General features: G+C 58.8%; 19 protein-coding genes. 11 read left to right on the top strand and 8 right to left on the bottom strand.

Features of this window, described 5'->3' with window-relative positions; all coding sequences use genetic code 11:
- Nucleotides 1-44: 44 nt before the first annotated feature.
- Nucleotides 45-665 carry a cell wall hydrolase gene (locus ACYZT8_RS11910; RefSeq protein ID WP_461982432.1) on the bottom strand — a complete coding sequence of 207 codons (621 nt, stop codon included), beginning with the start codon at nucleotides 663-665 and terminating at the stop codon, nucleotides 45-47.
- Between the two features lie 166 nt (nucleotides 666-831).
- Here ACYZT8_RS11910 and ACYZT8_RS11905 point away from each other — a divergent pair, with 166 nt between their 5' ends.
- Nucleotides 832-1,683 carry a CAP domain-containing protein gene (locus ACYZT8_RS11905; protein WP_461981310.1) on the top strand — a complete coding sequence of 284 codons (852 nt, stop codon included), beginning with the start codon at nucleotides 832-834 and terminating at the stop codon, nucleotides 1,681-1,683.
- 31 nt (nucleotides 1,684-1,714) lie between these two features.
- Here ACYZT8_RS11905 and ACYZT8_RS11900 read toward each other — a convergent pair whose 3' ends face one another.
- A complete protein-coding gene (locus tag ACYZT8_RS11900; protein WP_461981308.1) occupies nucleotides 1,715-1,951 on the bottom strand; it encodes a hypothetical protein in 237 nt (78 codons plus the stop codon).
- A 193-nt stretch (nucleotides 1,952-2,144) separates the two neighbouring features.
- Between ACYZT8_RS11900 and ACYZT8_RS11895 the strand changes: the two genes are divergently transcribed.
- On the top strand, nucleotides 2,145-3,908 hold the full coding sequence (locus tag ACYZT8_RS11895; RefSeq protein ID WP_461981306.1) for an L-lactate permease: 1,764 nt from the start codon (nucleotides 2,145-2,147) through the stop codon (nucleotides 3,906-3,908).
- 57 nt (nucleotides 3,909-3,965) lie between these two features.
- Here the strand turns inward: ACYZT8_RS11895 and ACYZT8_RS11890 are convergent, their stop codons facing one another.
- Complete coding sequence (locus ACYZT8_RS11890; protein ID WP_461981304.1) at nucleotides 3,966-4,844, bottom strand: LysR substrate-binding domain-containing protein; 879 nt, start codon at nucleotides 4,842-4,844, stop codon at nucleotides 3,966-3,968.
- Nucleotides 4,845-4,904: 60 nt separating this feature from the next.
- Between ACYZT8_RS11890 and ACYZT8_RS11885 the strand changes: the two genes are divergently transcribed.
- Nucleotides 4,905-5,360 carry an ester cyclase gene (locus tag ACYZT8_RS11885; RefSeq protein WP_461981302.1) on the top strand — a complete coding sequence of 152 codons (456 nt, stop codon included), beginning with the start codon at nucleotides 4,905-4,907 and terminating at the stop codon, nucleotides 5,358-5,360.
- Between the two features lie 175 nt (nucleotides 5,361-5,535).
- On the top strand, nucleotides 5,536-5,799 hold the full coding sequence (locus ACYZT8_RS11880; protein ID WP_461981300.1) for a DUF2790 domain-containing protein: 264 nt from the start codon (nucleotides 5,536-5,538) through the stop codon (nucleotides 5,797-5,799).
- Between the two features lie 298 nt (nucleotides 5,800-6,097).
- On the opposite strand, the gene ACYZT8_RS11875 is transcribed toward ACYZT8_RS11880, so the two are convergent.
- On the bottom strand, nucleotides 6,098-7,045 hold the full coding sequence (locus ACYZT8_RS11875; protein ID WP_461981298.1) for a DMT family transporter: 948 nt from the start codon (nucleotides 7,043-7,045) through the stop codon (nucleotides 6,098-6,100).
- A 146-nt stretch (nucleotides 7,046-7,191) separates the two neighbouring features.
- Here ACYZT8_RS11875 and ACYZT8_RS11870 point away from each other — a divergent pair, with 146 nt between their 5' ends.
- A complete protein-coding gene (locus ACYZT8_RS11870) occupies nucleotides 7,192-8,037 on the top strand; it encodes a LysR family transcriptional regulator (RefSeq protein WP_461981296.1) in 846 nt (281 codons plus the stop codon).
- Nucleotides 8,038-8,096: 59 nt separating this feature from the next.
- Complete coding sequence (yghX, locus tag ACYZT8_RS11865) at nucleotides 8,097-8,984, top strand: YghX family hydrolase (RefSeq protein ID WP_461981294.1); 888 nt, start codon at nucleotides 8,097-8,099, stop codon at nucleotides 8,982-8,984.
- A 274-nt stretch (nucleotides 8,985-9,258) separates the two neighbouring features.
- On the opposite strand, the gene ACYZT8_RS11860 is transcribed toward yghX, so the two are convergent.
- Entirely contained in the window at nucleotides 9,259-10,047 is a 789-nt protein-coding gene (locus ACYZT8_RS11860; RefSeq protein ID WP_461981292.1) for a DeoR/GlpR family DNA-binding transcription regulator, read from the bottom strand.
- 115 nt (nucleotides 10,048-10,162) lie between these two features.
- On the opposite strand from ACYZT8_RS11860, the gene ACYZT8_RS11855 reads away from it, so the two are divergent.
- Nucleotides 10,163-11,044, top strand: coding sequence for a serine hydrolase domain-containing protein (locus ACYZT8_RS11855; protein WP_461981290.1), 882 nt, complete (start codon nucleotides 10,163-10,165; stop codon nucleotides 11,042-11,044).
- A gap of 21 nt (nucleotides 11,045-11,065) precedes the next feature.
- On the opposite strand, the gene ACYZT8_RS11850 is transcribed toward ACYZT8_RS11855, so the two are convergent.
- On the bottom strand, nucleotides 11,066-11,734 hold the full coding sequence (locus tag ACYZT8_RS11850) for an ATPase (protein ID WP_461981288.1): 669 nt from the start codon (nucleotides 11,732-11,734) through the stop codon (nucleotides 11,066-11,068).
- 336 nt (nucleotides 11,735-12,070) lie between these two features.
- Here ACYZT8_RS11850 and ACYZT8_RS11845 point away from each other — a divergent pair, with 336 nt between their 5' ends.
- The 4 genes from ACYZT8_RS11845 to ACYZT8_RS11830 all read left to right on the top strand — a co-directional run bounded on the left by ACYZT8_RS11845 (nucleotide 12,071) and on the right by ACYZT8_RS11830 (nucleotide 16,387).
- The gene (locus ACYZT8_RS11845; protein ID WP_461981286.1) at nucleotides 12,071-13,747 is read left to right on the top strand and encodes an MFS transporter; all 1,677 of its coding nucleotides are present in this window, start codon (nucleotides 12,071-12,073) and stop codon (nucleotides 13,745-13,747) included.
- A 116-nt stretch (nucleotides 13,748-13,863) separates the two neighbouring features.
- Nucleotides 13,864-14,763 (top strand): alpha/beta fold hydrolase, encoded by a 900-nt coding sequence (locus ACYZT8_RS11840; RefSeq protein WP_461981284.1) that lies wholly within the window; start codon nucleotides 13,864-13,866, stop codon nucleotides 14,761-14,763.
- Between the two features lie 377 nt (nucleotides 14,764-15,140).
- Complete coding sequence (locus tag ACYZT8_RS11835; RefSeq protein WP_461981282.1) at nucleotides 15,141-15,389, top strand: hypothetical protein; 249 nt, start codon at nucleotides 15,141-15,143, stop codon at nucleotides 15,387-15,389.
- 254 nt (nucleotides 15,390-15,643) lie between these two features.
- A complete protein-coding gene (locus tag ACYZT8_RS11830; protein WP_461981280.1) occupies nucleotides 15,644-16,387 on the top strand; it encodes a hypothetical protein in 744 nt (247 codons plus the stop codon).
- A gap of 39 nt (nucleotides 16,388-16,426) precedes the next feature.
- On the opposite strand, the gene ACYZT8_RS11825 is transcribed toward ACYZT8_RS11830, so the two are convergent.
- On the bottom strand, nucleotides 16,427-17,233 hold the full coding sequence (locus ACYZT8_RS11825) for a hypothetical protein (protein WP_461981278.1): 807 nt from the start codon (nucleotides 17,231-17,233) through the stop codon (nucleotides 16,427-16,429).
- A 182-nt stretch (nucleotides 17,234-17,415) separates the two neighbouring features.
- Complete coding sequence (locus tag ACYZT8_RS11820) at nucleotides 17,416-17,616, bottom strand: YbdD/YjiX family protein (RefSeq protein WP_461981276.1); 201 nt, start codon at nucleotides 17,614-17,616, stop codon at nucleotides 17,416-17,418.
- Nucleotides 17,617-17,915 lie beyond the last annotated feature (299 nt).

Here is a 17,915-nt window from a genome sequence, read left to right as displayed (position 1 = left end):
ACAGCATGGGCGTTCCATCGAACGCCCCAAAAACACAGGAGCTTCTACTTCGCCGATCCATCATGCGGCTTGTAAAACCGGAACATCCCGGTTTCAGCCGTTTTGATGTACTCCTTGGCCCAGACCGGCTTCACCGTGCGGTCGTGGAAATACATCGCGCCACGGGTGATATCCGGTAGCTGTTTATTCAGCGCCTTGCGCGCGATTTCCTTGGCGAGGGAATATTGGGTTTCTTCCTGGACCGTGTCCGGGCGGCCGTCGCACCACCACGAAAACTGGCAGCTTTTGGTTTCGGAACCTTGCTTGACCACCGCGCACACCGTGTCGGGAAAACCTTCGTGGCCGAGGCGGTTCATCACCACGTTGGCGACCGCTTGCATGTCCGTGGTGTCCTTGCCTTTGGCTTCCCAGTAGATGGAGCGGGCCATGCAGGTGATCGCATCGTCCAGCGGGGATTTGCCGGCGGGATCGACGGCCTGGACTTCGGATTGGGTGATCGCTTCGGATTTTGGTACGGGCAGATCGCCGCCCTTCTCCGCGGCTTTGTGCTCAAGCACTTGGGCCTTGTCTTCGGCTACTTCTTTTTTTTGTTGCTGGTCGTCGGCGATGGCCTGACCGGCGAGAAGGGTAATGGCGAGAAACGTAACTGACCATTTGAGGAACATGATGGAGACACTCTGCATGGCGTCGAGGGAAGCGCCCATTGGGCGACTTGGCTTCAGTGTAGTAGCCAAATCATGTCAGCAAGCGGGCAACAATCTGCAAAAAGGCATTGCACGGCATGGGGGAAAATCGCGCATCATGGGCGCACTCAGTTCAAGGAGGATTTCCATGCGCGTTCCGTCATCCGTTTTGCGTGTTGCCGCGTTGTCATTGGGTCTGGTGTTCACCGCCACCGCGATGGCCACCGAAGAGACGCAGCTGGTCGAATCGATCAACGTCTACCGTAGCCAGCCGCAACGTTGCGGCGGTCAGGCGTCATCGGAGTTGCCGCCGCTGACGAGCGATCCGCGTCTGGTTTTATCGGCCAGCGGGCCTGTCGATTTGCAGCAGGCCATGGCCCGGGCTTCGTACCCGATGGTCAGCGTGCAGGCGATCACCTTGTCCGGACCGCGTGATGCGCAGTCCGCCATGACGGCGATCAAGGACAGTTTTTGCCAAGTGGCGCTGGACCCGCAATTCATCGACGTCGGTGTCAGCCACGAGGGACGCGACTGGCGCATTGTGTTGGCACGTCCGCTATTGACCGCACGCCTGGGTGACGCCGCGACTGAAGGCCAGAAACTCCTGGAGCTGCTCAACGCCGCCCGCGCGCAACCTCGCCAGTGTGGCGGTCAACCGTTTGCCGCAACCACACCGCTGGCCTGGAACTCTACGCTCGGGTCGGCGGCAGAAGCGCATACCCGGTCCATGGCCAATAACAATTTCTTTGACCACAAGGACCGCGACGGCCGCACACCGGGAGACCGCGCCGAACTGGCGGGTTACAACTATCAGGAGATCGGCGAAAACATTGCCGCGGGACAAGACACGCCACGCAAAGTCGTCGACGGCTGGCTGGCCAGCGCTGGTCATTGCGCCAACCTGATGAACCCGAAATTCCGCGAATTGGGCGCGGCCTATGCGGTTGATCCGAAAAGCGCTGCGGGAATCTACTGGACAGCCATGTTCGGCGCGCAATAAGGGCGAAGGTAAGAGCGGTGATTCACCGCTCTTACAACGTATGTTGTTTGTTGCCGATGTCTTTGGCTTTTTCGATGGCCCACTCCATAGCGTCTTCCATGTCTTTGAGGTGCGGGGACGGATGCTCGTCCTCTTCAATCACCGAGCCGTCCGGCCGATAAACACCAATGAACATCTTCAGGGAGCCGTCCCTCAATATCTCGGCTCTCACCTCGATCTTGCATCCATTGGATAGCGTTTCCTTGTGTTCCTCATGGCGTTCAGTCATCGCTGCCTCCTCACGTCGTTGAAGTCCGAGCCACGCATAAACCTATCGTCATGTTAGCTCAGTGAAGTCCGCCAAAAGCGAACATTTACGGGAGAGTACCTCCACCGAGACAGCGGCGTAATGCCACCTATACTCCATCCCACCAACCCCGCCCGGGGCCTGCACTACCAACAATAAAAAGCAGAGGTGGAACATGGTCTGGCAGCAAATCTACGACCCCTTCGGTAACCCGGTGCTTTCAACCATCATGGCGGCGGTGCCCGTGGTGGTGATGCTGGCATCCCTGGCGTTCTTTCATATCAAGGCGCATCTGGCGGCCTTGCTGGCCCTTGGCTCAGCGCTATTGATCGCAATCTTTGCCTTCGGCATGCCCGCGAACATGGCCGGTTCGGCAGCACTCTACGGCGCTGCCAACGGCCTGCTGCCGATTGGCTGGATCGTGCTCAACATCATCTTCCTGCACCGGCTGACCACCGAAAACGGCTCGTTCAAAGTGCTGCAGGATTCCCTTGCGCGCATCACCGACGATCGACGCCTGCAACTGCTGCTGATTGCCTTCTGCTTCGGCGCTTTCTTCGAAGGGGCTGCCGGGTTCGGCACGCCGGTGGCGGTGACCGGGGCGATTCTGATCGGGTTGGGCTTCTCGCCGCTGGCCGCCTCCGGCCTGGCATTGATTGCCAACACCGCGCCCGTGGCATTCGGTGCGCTGGGCACGCCCATCATTACGCTGGCCAAGGTCACCGGCCTGGATGAAATGGAACTGTCGATGATGGTTGGCCGGCAATTGCCGTTCTTCTCGGTGATCGTTCCGTTCTGGTTGATCTGGGCCTTTGCCGGCTGGCGCAAGATGCTGGAAATCTGGCCGGCCATTCTCGTTGCCGGGGTCAGTTTCGCCGTGCCGCAATTCCTGGTCTCCAACTACCACGGGCCGATGCTGGTGGACGTGATCGCCGCGCTGATCTCCATGGCGTGCCTGACCGGGTTCCTCAAGGTCTGGAAACCGGCCACGATCCACACCTCCGCCGCCCTGTCCGGACGCGTCGACAACTCGAAAATCGAAGAGGAGCATCAACATAAAACCGAAGCCAGTGCGACCTTTGCCAGCGATGCCAAACCGGCCGTAATGCGCGCGTGGATGCCGTGGATCATCCTTACGGTCTTCGTGTTCGCCTGGGGCACCCAGGGTTTCAAAAACATGTTCGATACCCGTCCGGCGATCGATCCGGCAACCAACTCGGCCAAGCTCGACCCCCAAGGCAAACCGATGCGCGAAGCGAACCCCATTTTCGCCCCAATCGTGACCTTCACCACCATTCACCAGCAGATCGAGAAGGTGCCACCCGTGGTGCCTGCGGCTAAAACCGAAGAAGCGGTGTACAAATTCACCTGGTTCACCAGCACCGGCAGCGGCATCTTGCTGGCGGCGATTCTTGGCGGACTGCTGATGGGTTATTCCATCCCGCAACTGATCCACCAATACCTGCGAACGCTGTGGGTGGTGCGTTACTCACTCATCACCATCGTGGCCATGCTTGCGCTCGGCTTCCTCACTCGCTACTCGGGCCTCGACGCCACCATGGGCCTGGCCTTCGCCGCAACAGGCATCTTCTACCCCATGTTCGGCACCCTCCTCGGCTGGCTCGGCGTAGCTTTGACCGGCTCCGACACGGCCTCCAACGTGCTGTTCGGCGGCTTGCAACGGGTGACCGCCGAGCAATTGGGGATCAGCCCGGTGTTGATGGCCGCGGCCAACAGTTCCGGTGGGGTCATGGGCAAAATGGTTGACGCCCAGTCGATCGTCGTCGCGTCCACGGCTACCCGTTGGTACGGGCATGAAGGGGAGATTCTTCGTTATGTGTTCTTCCACTCCATCATCCTGGCGATTCTGGTGGGTGGGTTGGTGACGTTGCAGGCGTATGTGGCGCCGTTCAGCAGTATGGTGGTGGGCGGCCACTAGACATCAATCGGTCATAACCCGGGCAAGCCGCCCGGGTTATGGCTTGCAACGCGCGGATCAGGTCAGACTGCCCCCCGACATCAATCCCTCAGTCAGCAACGACACCAACGGCTGCACCAGATGCTGAGTACGAACATCATCGCCAACCACCGCCACTTCGGTGCTGGGTAACGTCGGTAACTTCTCCGACGGTTCTACAATCCGCATCCCTTCCTGCAAAAACGAAGTCCCCAACGCCGTAATCCCCAACCCGCCCGCAACAGCCGCTTGAACGCCCATCAAATTGCTGGCCAGGCATGCTGATGCCCATTCCCGCCCGACGGTGGCCAACGCCTCGATCATGATGGCCCGGTACGCGCAGGGTGGCCGCATCATCACCAGGCGCACCGGTTTCGACGATTCGATCTCGTAATCCTTCGCGGCAATCCACACCAACGGCTCGCGCCAGATGACTCGACCTCGCATTGTGCCGGAACTGAATTTTCGCTTGGAAATGACCACGTCGAGTAAGCCGGTTTCGTAGTCGGTGAGCAGGTCGTCGCTCAGGCCCGTGGTCAGTTCCAGCTGAATGTCCGGATACAGCTTGGTGAAGCGCGACAGCAGCTTGGGCAGTTGGGTCGGCACGAGGTTTTCCGAGATCCCCAGGCGCAACAGGGTGACGGTGGCCGGCGCCTTGATTTCCCGCATGAAGGTGTCGAAATGCACCATCATCCGGCGCGCGCCCACCAGCAGTCGCTCGCCGTCCGGGGTCAGGGTCAGTGCGCGGCTGGTGCGTTCGAAGACACGGAATCCGAGCACCTCTTCCAAACGAATGATCTTCTGGCTCACCGCCGATTGCGACCGCGCAATCACCTCGGCAGCAGCGGTGAAACTGCCGGTCTCCGCCACCGCGATAAACGCTCGTAGCAGGTCGATCTCAACGTCGCTGGCTTGCATGATGAATTCGCCTTTCAACTGGATGCCATTAAATTTATGCGTTTGAGTTCTAGATAGCAAATGCCGAACATCGTACTCAACCTGAATACGAGGAGTTCCAAAATGGCAGTCAATAAAGCAGTAGAGATTGTTGAAAGCTTCTGGCGGGGAGTGTGGCAGGCGAAAGATCCGCAAGCCGCGGCGCGCTTTGTGGCTGAAGACTTTGTCATCACTTCTGGCGGTATGGATATCGTCGGCCGCGAAGCCTTCATTCAATGGATCGGCGTCTTTCTGTCAAAAATCGAAGACTTTGAATTTGGCAGTATCGAGACGTTTCAGAATGCCGAAGGCACTCGCGTCGCCTCTCGCTGGAAACTGGCCGGGAAGAACCAGGGTTTTATTGGTGGCCGCACGTGCAACAGCCCGTTCGAAATGCTCGGCACGGCGGTCTGGGAAGTTCGCCCGGATGGCCTGCTGGCGCACAACTGGGTGGAGCGTAATTCGCTGGAAGTTCATCGCGATTTGATCGGGCTCTGAGCAACCGAATTGAAGTGCAGCATGAAACCGACAACTTTTTTCATATTGCTTCTGCAGATCCTGACACCCCCACACGGCGCGCGACCACCTGAAGTCGTGATGGATGTCAGGAGCCTTTTGCATGGATCGGCGTTGCCGTATTCGCCGACCTGTTTGAAGTAACCGGAGACACACCATGAATACCCGTACTTTGTTCGCCAGTGCTGCTGTTGCTTTTGTAGCACTCACCAGTAACGCGTTTGCAGACACGCAAAATGCACCCGCCAAGCCTTATCACTACGGCATGCCGATCAACGTGGCCAAGGTCATTTCCCTTGAGGAACCACCTTCCGCCGATTGTGAAGTGGTCAACGCCAAACTCACATATCTGGACACCTCCGGGAATGTCGAGGCCTTTACCTACTTCAAAATGGCCCAGGCCTGTGAAGAGCAGAACTGAATGTGGGGCTGTACAACAAAAGCCGCATTGAACGGCAAGCCAATTGACCCGCTGTTGCATTGCATCAGCGGGTCTTTTTTTACGATGGATTGAAGAAGATCAGGCGCTGGCAACGGCGGTGGTATTCAATCGACTGACCAGCCCTACTTTGGTAGATCAATTTTATCCAGCGCCCGATTCCTGAATGCACAGATTTCCTGAATCACCGCGTCGGCTGACTTCACGACTGCTTCGCAGCCGAACGCAGGCTTCGCCAGCTGCTACAGGGATTGTGCTATAGGGGAAATTGGCGGAGGAATCAGGCGGCTTTATCTGCCAGGCCAGCACGAACCTTGGCCACCGAGGGTTGCGCCGCTCCGAACACCAACCCCGAAGCAAACACCACCCCAAGAATCACGCCACCCGCCCCCAGCAACTGCCACACATTGGGCAGCACACCGAGTATCGAGGACACCAGCATGGTGAACACAGGCGCCAGGTTGAAGAAGATCGAGGTGCGCGCCGCACCGATGGTGTGAATGCCCTTGAACCACAGCAAGTAAGCAATCAACGAACCGAAAACGGCCAGGTAGACAACGGCGCCATGAACCGACAGCGAAGCGGTGCTGATACTGGCAATCGGGTTCTCATAAATGAAGCCCAGCACGATCAGGCCAATGACCCCGAACAGCATCGAAAACGTGGTGGTTTCCAGCGGTGTCGAGTCTTTGACGAAGCGCCGGGTGCCGACCATGTTGGCTGCCCAGGCGACGCTGCCGGCCAGAATGATCGCGTCGCCGGTCGCCACTTTCAGCCCGAGCAGCACCTGGATATCCCCGCGCGTAATCACCAGGCCAACCCCCAGCAAACCCAGCACCAGCCCGATGGCACGCCCGCGATCAATGCGTTCGCCTTCCAGCAGCACCGCGAAGATCATGGTCCACAGCGGCGTGGTCGCCAGGATCAGCGCGCCGTTGATCGGCGTGGTGGTTTGCAGGCCGAAGAAGGTCGCGAGGTTGAACGCGGTGAAGCCCAGCAGACCGAGACCGATAAAGGCCGGCAGATTGTTTTTCAGCGTGCTGAGGCGCAACTTGCCCGTCAGGCCGAAGATCAGCACGAGCAACAGGGTGGAAATGGCAAAGCGCTCAATAGAGGCGCTGATTGGTGCCATGCTCTTGATGATGTAGGCACCGGCGTTGAAGTTGGTGCCCCAGAAAAACGTGGCACCGACGATGCCCGCATAGGCGAGAGGCGTTGATTTTGACATGGCTGTTTCCTCGTCAAGTCGTGCGATGAACACTCGGCAAACTGCGGAATGCTTCAGACCTGCTTGTCAGGTGTTGAAAGATTCTTGCAGGCTTGTCGTCGGGGCAAAATTCCCCATTTATTCACCCTTCATGTGAGAAAACGCCCATGTTCGACTGGGAGGATCTTCGCTACTTCATCGTCTTCGCCCACGAGCAGTCGTTGTCCGCAGCGGCGCGCAAGCTCAAGGTCGACCACGCCACGGTGGCGCGACGCATCAGCGCGCTGGAGAGTTCGTTGAATCTCAAGTTGGTGGACCGGCGCCCTCGTTCATACGTCATCACCGAGGATGGCGAACGCATTGCGCAGTTGGGGCGGCGTATGGAAAGCGAGTCTTTCGCGGTGCAACGCACGGCGCTCGCCGGGCAGCAAAACTTTACCGGCGAAGTCACCGTCAGCGCCCCGCCCGCCCTCGCCTGCGCGTTGATCGCGCCGCGAATAAACGCGTTGCGCACCCGGCATCCGCAGCTGTCCTTGCAGTTGATTGGCAGTCTGGACAGCGCTTCGTTGTCGCGACGCGAAGCCGATATTGCCGTGCGCCTGAGCCGTCCAAAGGAACCGGACCTGGTGGCGCGCAAGGTCGCAACGGTGCAGTTCAACATGTATGGCTCGACGGATTATTTATCCAGAACGGCCCCGGAGGATCTGGCCTTTATCGCCTACGACGAGACCATGGAGCAAACCCCGCAACAGGTCTGGCTCAAGCAACAAGCGGGTGATCGACCGATCCTGCTGCGCAGCAATGATTTGAATATCCAGGCGACCATTGCCCAGGCAGGCGCAGGCGTTGCGGCATTGCCGTACTTCCTTGGCGAGCACTACGGTTTGCAAGCGATGGAGACCGTGGGTGCGGGGCTTGCGCGTGAAGTGTGGCTGGTGGTCCACAGCGACATCCGGCACACCCCGTCGGTGCAGGCGGTGATGAGTTTCCTGGCGACCTGCTTCGAAAACTGAGTCAGTGTGCCAAACACTGCTTTACTGATTCAGATCCTGAACCAACGGGAAGCGCCCCCATGGAACGTCTCACCGCCAAAGACTTCGCCCCGGAACTGCTTGAACTCTATGACTACTACGCCCACGGCAAAATCAACCGGCGCGAGTTTCTTGATCGAGCCGCGCTGTTTACCCTGGGCGGTTTGACGGCCAGTGCCCTCCTCGCCGCCCTGAGCCCGAACTACGCGCTCGCCGAGCAGGTTGAATTTACCGACCCGGACATCCTCGCCGAGTACATTTCCTATCCATCGCCCAAGGGTCACGGCAATGTTCGCGGCTATCTGGTGCGCCCGACCAAAGCCACCGGCAAAGTGCCGGCGGTGCTGGTCGTGCATGAAAACCGTGGGCTCAATCCTTACATCGAGGACGTCGCCCGCCGCGTCGCCAAAGCAGGGTTTATTGCCCTCGCCCCCGATGGCCTGAGTTCGGTGGGTGGCTATCCCGGCAACGACGAAAAAGGCAAGGAACTACAGGCGGCCGTCGATCCCGAAAAGCTGATGAATGACTTCTTCGCCGCCATTGAGTGGTTGATGAAAAATGACAAGACCACGGGGAAAGTCGGCATCACCGGGTTCTGCTATGGCGGCGGCGTCTCCAATGCGGCGGCGGTGGCCTACCCTGAACTGGCAGCGGCCGTGCCCTTTTATGGTCGTCAGCCAAAGGCTGAAGACGTGCCGAAAATCAAGGCGCCGCTGCTGCTGCATTACGGCGAACTGGACAAGGGCATCAATGAAGGATGGCCGGCCTATGAGAAGGCGTTGAAAGCGTCGGGCAAAACCTACGAGGCGTTCATTTATGCAGGCTGCAATCACGGCTTTCATAACGACTCCACGCCTCGCTACGATGAGGCCGCGGCGAAGCTGGCGTGGGACAGGACAGTGGCGTGGTTTAACAAATACCTGGTTTAGGTTCAAAGGATCGCAGCCTCGTTTCACTCGACAGCTGCTACACCGGTTGCTTGTAGGAGCTGCTGCGATCTTTTGGGGTTGTTTACAGGGGGCTACGCAGCTATCAATTGCTTCGATCTTTTAAATCATGAAACCGAATTTTTTATTTCTCAGTGGCGAGTTCAGGATGGAGCCACCTCTGATAATTCGGGCGACAGCTTCATGAACATCAATTTTGCGTTTGCGTGCTTGATCGTGGTGTCGTTTGCGATTGCGCTGGGACATGGCTGATCGCTCAGGCGTCCGCTTGCACCACTTCGATTCCCAGCTTGCGATAGTCGTCGATGTCGCCCGACGCCACGTGACGTTCGGTAATCAGAGTGTGCAAACGTGAGCACGGCACGACGATGTACGGTTCCACCGCACCGAGTTTGTCCGCCGTGGTGACGGCGATCACTTGCGAGGCACTATCAAACAGCGCCTGCTTCACTGGCACCTCATCAAAATGCAGCGAGCTGATGCCGACCTCCGGATGAATCGCACAAACCCCGGTAAACAGCACGTCAGCCTTGATGCCTTGCAACAAGCGCACGGTCTCGTGACCGCTGACCGACATCGTCGCCAGGTTAAGTTGCCCACCTGCCAGAATCACCTTGATGCCTGGGTATTCCGCGAGGGTAATCGCGGTCAACGGCGATGTGGTGATGGCAGTGATGGAAATATTTGAAGGCAAGGAACGGGCGATCTGCAACGTTGTGCTTCCCGAATCGAACATCACGATCTGACCGTCCCGGACGTGCCGCACGGCGAGTTGTGCGAGGTGCACTTTCACCTCGTCGGTTTCACCCACCCGAGTGAGGAAATCCTTGCCCGTGTCCTTGGGCCGCGGCAGCGCGCCACCGTGGACTCGCTGCACCAGGCCGGCGCTGTGCAGTTCCGACAGATCGCGGCGAATGGTGTCTTCCGAAACGGCGAAATGCTGGCTCAATTCCGAGGCCATGACCTTGCCGTCGCGTTCGAGGATCAGGAGGATTTTCTGCCGGCGGACGGAAGGAAGTTCGGTTGCCGAATGCTGATCTTGCATGTTTATGCCTGAATATGCGTGTTTGTGCGAGATTAGCTAAAGCGTTGTACAAACACAATCGCGGTTTTGTTTTCTGGCAAACTGCCCCGGCGCCTCCATCCAGATCAGTCTCCCCATGCATTTCGCCCTTGTCTCAAACGGTTCACTCCTCACGCCTGAGCAGCCCGACGTAACGGTGCCGTGGTGGAGTTTCACCAAGACGGTGCTCGCCGCCGCGGCGCTGTCGTTAGTGCGTGATGGATTGATCGTTCTGGATGATGCGGTACCAGAAGGCCCGTTCACGTTGCGTCAACTGCTGCGGCATGAAGCCGGATTGGCGGATTACAGTGAGCTCGCCGACTACCACGCCGCCGTTGCCCGCCATGAGAAACCTTGGTCAGCCGCTGAAATGCTGCAACGGCTTGATGCGACCCGGTTGCGCTACGCACCTGGGGACGGCTGGCGATATTCGAACGTCGGCTACCTGTTCGTCGCCAGACTCATTGAGCGCGTGACCGGCCTCGCGCTTGAGGAAGCACTGAAGCAACGCGTGTTTTCACCTCTCGGTTTATCGCGCGTGCGCCTCGCAACGACGCGAGCCGATCTGGAGGGCGTGAACATGGGAGCGGCCTCGACTTACGACCCGGGCTGGGTCTATCACGGATTGCTGGTCGGTCCACTGGCTGACACGGCCCTGTGTCTGGATCGTCTGTTGGCCGGGCACCTGTTGCCGCAATCACTGCTGCGGGAGATGCAAACGGCACGCACGCTGGGCGGACCGATGGCTGGACGTCCCTGGATTGCTCCGGGTTACAGCCTCGGTTTGATGCAGGGCAAGGTCGAGGGAGGCTTCACCTTGAGTGGTCACACCGGAGCCGGGCCGGGCAGCATCATTGCGGTTTACCGCTGCGTTGATGGCGGCAGCGCGGCGAGTTGCGCGGTGTTTTGTGAAAACGGCGAAGAAGGTGCTGTGGAAGCCGAGGCCGTGCGCCACCTGATGAGCGTGGCGCTTAAATAAATCCGTCACCTTGAATGTGTGTCAGTTGCTGGCGACTTGTGCTCCATTACCAGACGTCACCAACGCCTTCAACGACGCATCAAACTGTTTCAACGCATTCACCTGCACCACATTTTGCTGGTCAATCTGCGCGGCAATCTCCGGGGCGGCTTTGCCACGCACCCAGACCGAAGGCATCTGCTGTTCACGTGAACCTTCAGCCTTGCCAATGTACTGCAAGTTCGAATCGTAGAACTTGGCCAGGAAACGCGCTTCAACCTGATTGTTGCGCTTGGACACCAGACGGCTGTAGGTGTCCAGCATCACCACCACATCAGGATGCGCTTGCACCACCGCGTCGAGGTTGTCGTAGACGGTCACCGAAGCGAATTGTTTTTGCAGCGAGCCCATCAGCCAGTTGATCGCCAGTTTCGGATCGGAGCTGTTGACGAAGGCGTTGCTGATGCGCGAATCCAGCGCCGGGTTCTTTGCGCCGTTCAGCGCGACAGAATGGTACTGCTCAAGGTATTCGATCGTGTTGAGGGTGTTTTCGCTGTAGAGCACACCCACCGATTGAGTGTGCTGCAAGCTGGCGGGACTGTCGGCTACCGGAAGGAAATGGCAGGACGGGTCGGCAGCGTAGGCCGGCACGGTGGCGGCAACACTGCCGGTCAATACGGCGACAAGGGCCAGCAAGGTAGAGATTCTCATCGCGCAGGTTCCTTCAGAGGCGACTTTGGTATGACGCTATCCTCCTCTCATGACAAAAAAACTGAACTTGCATTCCTTGATGGTGATTATTGATTAAACGAATGGTTGCGAAGTGAGGCCGGCGGCATAACCGATCCAACGGTTGAGCGTGATGGCGAGTGGACATCTGCGCGAAGCCGATTATGCTTCATGAAACCTTGCAGCGATGCGAGGCCGTCAGCCTGTGTGCATGCTTCGTGCAATCCGTAATCCGACGACATCAGCCCAAGGGCCTGGGTGCGGCAAAAGAAAGTTGAGAGGTACTCCGGCCTATAACAAGAACGACGGAGAAGACTCATGGCCGCAATCGACAACACCTCCACGAGCAGCGCGCCCCACCACGGGATCACCAAGGAGGAGCGCAAGGTCATTTTTGCCTCGTCCCTGGGCACCGTGTTCGAGTGGTACGACTTTTACCTTTATGGCTCCCTGGCCGCGATCATCGCCAAGCACTTCTTTGCCGGCGTCAATGAGACAACGTCCTTCATCTTTGCGCTGCTCGCGTTCGCCGCAGGCTTCGCGGTGCGTCCCTTCGGCGCCATCGTCTTCGGTCGCCTGGGCGACATGATCGGGCGCAAGCACACTTTCCTCATCACCATTGTGATCATGGGTATCTCCACCGCCATCGTGGGCTTTCTGCCCGGCTACGCGACCATCGGCGTGGCGGCGCCGATCATCCTCATCACCTTGCGCCTGTTGCAAGGCCTGGCCCTGGGCGGCGAGTACGGCGGCGCGGCGACCTACGTCGCCGAGCATGCGCCGAAAGGCAAGCGCGGCTATTTCACCTCGTGGATTCAGACCACTGCGACCCTCGGCCTGTTCCTGTCGCTGCTGGTGATCCTGGCTTGCCGCACGATCCTCGGCACCGAAGCCTTCGAGGCCTGGGGCTGGCGGATTCCGTTCCTGCTGTCGATCCTGCTGCTGATCGTCTCGGTGTACATCCGCCTGCAACTCAGCGAGTCGCCGGTGTTCCTGAAAATGAAGGCTGAGGGCAAGGCCTCCAAGGCGCCGCTGACCGAATCCTTTGCCCGCTGGGACAACCTCAAAATCGTGATCATGGCCCTGCTCGGCGGCACCGCCGGCCAGGCCGTCGTCTGGTACACCGGGCAGTTCTATGCGCTGTTCTTTCTGCTGCAAACTTTGAAGATTGACCCGCAGACTGCCAACTTGCTGATTGCCGGATCCTTGCTGATTGGCACGCCGTTCTTCGTCATCTTCGGCAGCCTGTCCGACCGCATCGGCCGCAAGGGCATCATCATGGCCGGCTGCATAATCGCAGCGCTGACCTACTTCCCGATCTTCCATGCGTTGACCCAATACGGAAACCCCGACGTGTTCGTCGCGCAGGAGAAGAACCCGGTCACGGTGATCGCCGATCCCGACCAGTGTTCGTTCCAGTTCGACCCGGTGGGCAAGGCCAAATTCACCAGCTCCTGCGACCTCGCCAAGACCGTTCTGGCGAAGCGGGCCATCCCCTACAAGAACGAGAAGGCCGAGTCGGGCACCGTCGCGCAAGTGCGTATCGGTGACAAGGTGATCCAGAGCTTCGAGGGCACCGGCATGCCGGCCGCCGACTTCAAAGCCAAGAACGATGCCTTCACCGCCTCCCTCGTCTCCTCGCTCAAAGAAGCCGGCTACCCCGAGAAAGCCGACCCGGCCAAGACCAACTACCCGATGGTGTTGTTGCTCCTGACCATCCTCGTGATTTACGTGACCATGGTCTACGGCCCGATCGCCGCCTGGCTGGTGGAACTCTTCCCGGCACGCATCCGCTACACCTCGATGTCGCTGCCCTACCACATCGGCAACGGCTGGTTCGGCGGCTTCCTGCCGACGGTGGCGTTCGCCATGGTGGCGGCCACGGGTGATATCTACTACGGCCTCTGGTACCCGATTGTCATCGCCGTGATGACGGCCGTTCTGGGCATATGCTTCATGCCGGAAACCAAGGACCGGGAGATTCATCACACCTGAGGTCGGCACCTGCCCTCTCGTGCGAGCGAGAGGGCAGGCCTTCTAAGGATCAAACGGTCTACGCTCATCCACATTGCTTCGGGATTCCTTTCCCGGGCACTGATGGGGGCACCGTAATGATCCGTATCCTGTTGAGCGTTTTTATGCTGGCACTGAGCATCCCGGCCCATGCGGGGGTGATGCCCTTTCCTGCCGGTTTTCATGTTCAGGACATCCCTGTCGATGGCGCGACAATTCATGTGCGCGTCGGCGGCAAAGGCCCCGCCGTGGTGATGCTGCATGGCTTCGGCGACACCGGCGACATGTGGGCGCCACTGGCAGCCGATCTGGCCAAGGACCACACCGTCGTGGTGCCGGATCTGCGAGGCATGGGCTTGTCGTCGATCCCGGACGGCGGCTACGACAAGAAAACCCAGGCGGGTGACATTCGTGGCGTGCTGGCAGCGTTGAAGATCGAACACGCGGTGGTCATCGGCCACGACATCGGCACCATGGTCGCCTACGCCTCGCGTTATCCGCAGCTGACGGATCGCCTGGTGGTGATGGACGCGCCCGTGCCGGGCATTCCACCCTGGAACGACATCGTTCGCTCACCGATGCTGTGGCACTTCGACTTTGGCGGGCCGGATGCCGAACGCCTGGTCGCCGGTCGTGAGCGCATCTACCTGGACCGCTTCTGGAACGAGTTTGCGGGCGACCCGACCAAGGTCGATGAAGCGACCCGTCAGCATTACGCCAAGCTCTATGCCCGCCCCGGCGCCATGCACGCAGCCTTCGCCCAGTTCCGCAGCATTCGTCAGGACGCAGTGGACAACGAAGCGTCGATGAAGACACGCCTGACCATGCCGGTGCTGGCCATCGGCGGTGAGAAATCCTTTGGAAGTAACGAAGCAATCGTGATGCGCAACGCGGCGGACACGGTGACGGAAGTGGTGATCCCGGGGGCGGGACATTGGCTGATGGAAGAAGCTCCGACGCAGACCATTAAGGCAATTCGCGAGTTTATTGCGCCGTAGAGTCGCAACTCGACCTCTGTAGCAGCTGCCGAGCAGCGCGAGGCTGCGTTCGGCTGCGCAGCAGTCGTAAATCCAGCACACGCGGTTTACCTGATAGACCGCAGTGCCTGATTTCACGACTGCTGCGCAGCCGAACGCAGCCTCGCGCTGCTCGGCAGCTGCTACAGAGTTCGAGGCAGATCCATGGTTATGTCGCGGGCTGTTACGTAGCCGTTACATCGCCCTTTTTGCTGTATCCGCGTTGTTACCTTACCGACCGTGTTGTCACTTCTGCGGTGCGCCGCAGGCCAATAGAGTATTGGCTTCGGTGTATGGCAGGGACGAAAAACGTGCCGGCCTGCAGTCCGCCGATCCCCCATCACGGAAGAGGTGACATCATGAGTTTCGTAACTGTTGAAAAAAACCAGAGCAGTGCCCCGTCGGAAGCCGACATGAAAAAAGCCATGACCGACTCTGGTGGTAAACCCGGGGAAGTCACCGGGAACAATGCGGCCCGGAAACTGACTTACACCGGCACGGTCAATCACACTACTTATGAGAATAACCTGATCAACATTGCCAAAGGCAAACGAACCAGCTGGAACTTCGTCTGGGCCGACTCGAAAGTGAGTAGCCCGGCTGCATAAGGCCAACGTGGGGCGGTCGCACGGCCGCCTCGCTGTTCCACCTCGCAATATCCCTTGATACAACCCGGTTACGCAGGCTGTTACCTTGCCGATTTAAACGCCCTCCCCGCTGTAACGCCAAGACACTTCGCCGCCCTGAATCCTGCGCCTATTGTGAAGCCGTCAATGTGTTTAGAGGGTGCTGCCCGATCACTTGTCGGATTCGCTGCCCGCTGCCCATTGATTGCCCAACACAACCAAGGAAGAGGAAAGCCATGAGTAAGTCGAGCGCTGTAAGCAAACAAGCTCTGCAACTTCACAATGATGTGCAAGAGGCCCTCAAATCGTTCCAGGGTGTTGCCCCCACGGCTCTGAAAACGTCGGACTACAGCAAGGTGCTGACGTCGACCCTGGCGGCCACTCAAAAGTCAGTCACGATCGAGATCGCAGCGGGTGATCTGACCTTACTCAAACAGTCCAAATACAAGCTGTGCTTTGCGAAAAAGGTCGGTACCGAAGCCTACAACGTCGTCTGGCAATCCTATGACAAGTATTTGAGCAACAACGGTTTCAGTTGGACGCCCCAGTATCAGTTGTTCGGGTCGAACAGTTTTCAGGCCAACGTAGCGGTCCAGGTCGCGACGAACATCGTCAGCATTGGTCTGGGACAACAGTCTGTACTCAGCGAAGAAGGCCTGCTGGGTTCGGCGGTAACCGGTGGCCCTGATACGTCCATCACGCTGATAAACAACTACGGTCCGATCCACCCCGGCATCAACCAGTTGTCCACCGGCATTGACGGCACACAGGTCAGCACCCCCATCTACGTTGCCGCGGCGCAGGTGGTCACCGGTGATACCGTCCTGACGCCTAAGGAGTCCATTCTTGTGTGGTTCGAACAGAACGTGCAAACCAGCACCATGTTCAGCACCTCACGGTCAAAAGCCGTCGAAATCGACCTGACCTTCGATAACAACGCAACCCGCCTCTACGAAGAAGGGGAATGGAAAACGGTGTAACCGTCACACCGGGGGCAACCTTGCGGTTGCCCCTTTTATTCAGGAAACGTCCCCACCGCCCCGGGCGAAATAGCCCGTCAACGACCGACAAATGGATTCCGCCAGATCTTCCTGGGTAGCAATGCCATAAGGGCGATTGCGATCGAACTGCTCTGACCAGCGGATCCGGCCCTGAGCGACATCAATCAGGCGCAACGATGCCCGGACACGGCTCGGTTCCACCCGCACGCTGCCCTCAAGGGAATAGTTACCGCGCCCGGCCCGCAAGACGTCCAGTGCCTTGACGCTGTTTCGCGGCACCTTCATCAACACGTGGTTGCCATGGCTTTGCGTCTGCTCGAACGACTCGAACAGCCGGCAGCTCAACTCTTCACACAAGCCCCGGGTAAAGTCATCGCCATCACTGGTGATACAGGTAAACGGCTGAATCTGCAGGACAGGATGGCGAGTCGCGAGGCTTTTGGGTCTGAGCCGCTGGTAAGCCAGCCGATAACAACCGGCCGGTAGGCTCAGTCGAACCGGGTCTTGCTGACCCAGGGTGGCGTAATGTGCCGCGAGTTTGCGTCGCAACCGGCCCACCTGGACGCGCACCACCGGATCGTCGCCCGTGCAGTAAACCGCCGGGTCACGGCGAAACACCGCAATGCCGATGGCGTGCTCGGTGAGCGCAATAGTGGGAAACTGAAGATCGTGATCGACCAGGAAACGCAGCAAACTGCCCATGCGCCTGGATTTGGCAAACACCGGACTGGCCAGCAACAGCGCCAGCACCCGCTCTATTTCTTCACGATCGAATGGCTCGGGAACGCCCTCGGCACTCGTATTGCCTACGTGCTTGATCACCATTGCCTGCCTCCGTGCAGGTTACCGACAACCGCTCGCCACCCCTGTTGAAGTGGATATTGTCGAACTCCATGGCCACGCTAAACGCCCGATCCCGCAAAGGCTCGGACGCTGCAACGTCGAAGCTTAGCAGCCGTAACGCAATGGCGAAGATATTGTGCGGATTGCCGCGTTGAGAGCGGTTTTCAGCAGCAACGCGTGGTGCATTGCTTGCCGCCGTAGCGGGCTTCCTGACGCTCACGAAGAAACGCCGAATGGCTCATGACCGGTTCTTCCGGGTGTTTGAGCGCCATTTGGGCGACGTAATTGTCGTAATCGGGGACGCCGATCATCAAACGCGCGCCCTGGCTGAGAAGTCGGGCGGCTTGCTGCAGTTTGCGGAACATGGCAACGCTCTCATTGTGATTGGAAGACGGGACCATGAAAGCGCACTTATGTATCTGGAATGTGTCCGCGCGGCAATGTGTCCAATACCCACCATCAACCACAACGCATACCCTGTAGCAGCTGGCGAAGCCTGCGTTCGGCTGCGAAGCAGTCGTAAAATCAGACAATGCGGTGCGTCAGGCACACCATGTACTCTGGGTTTACGACTGCTACGCAGCCGAACGCAGGCTTCGCCAGCTGCTACAGGGGATCGCGTTATGGCCGGGAGGTCAGTGGTCTGATCCGTAGTTTTTTGCGC

The organism is Pseudomonas sp. LB3P93, from assembly GCF_054898025.1.
This window is presented reverse-complemented; position numbering and strand designations above follow the sequence as displayed.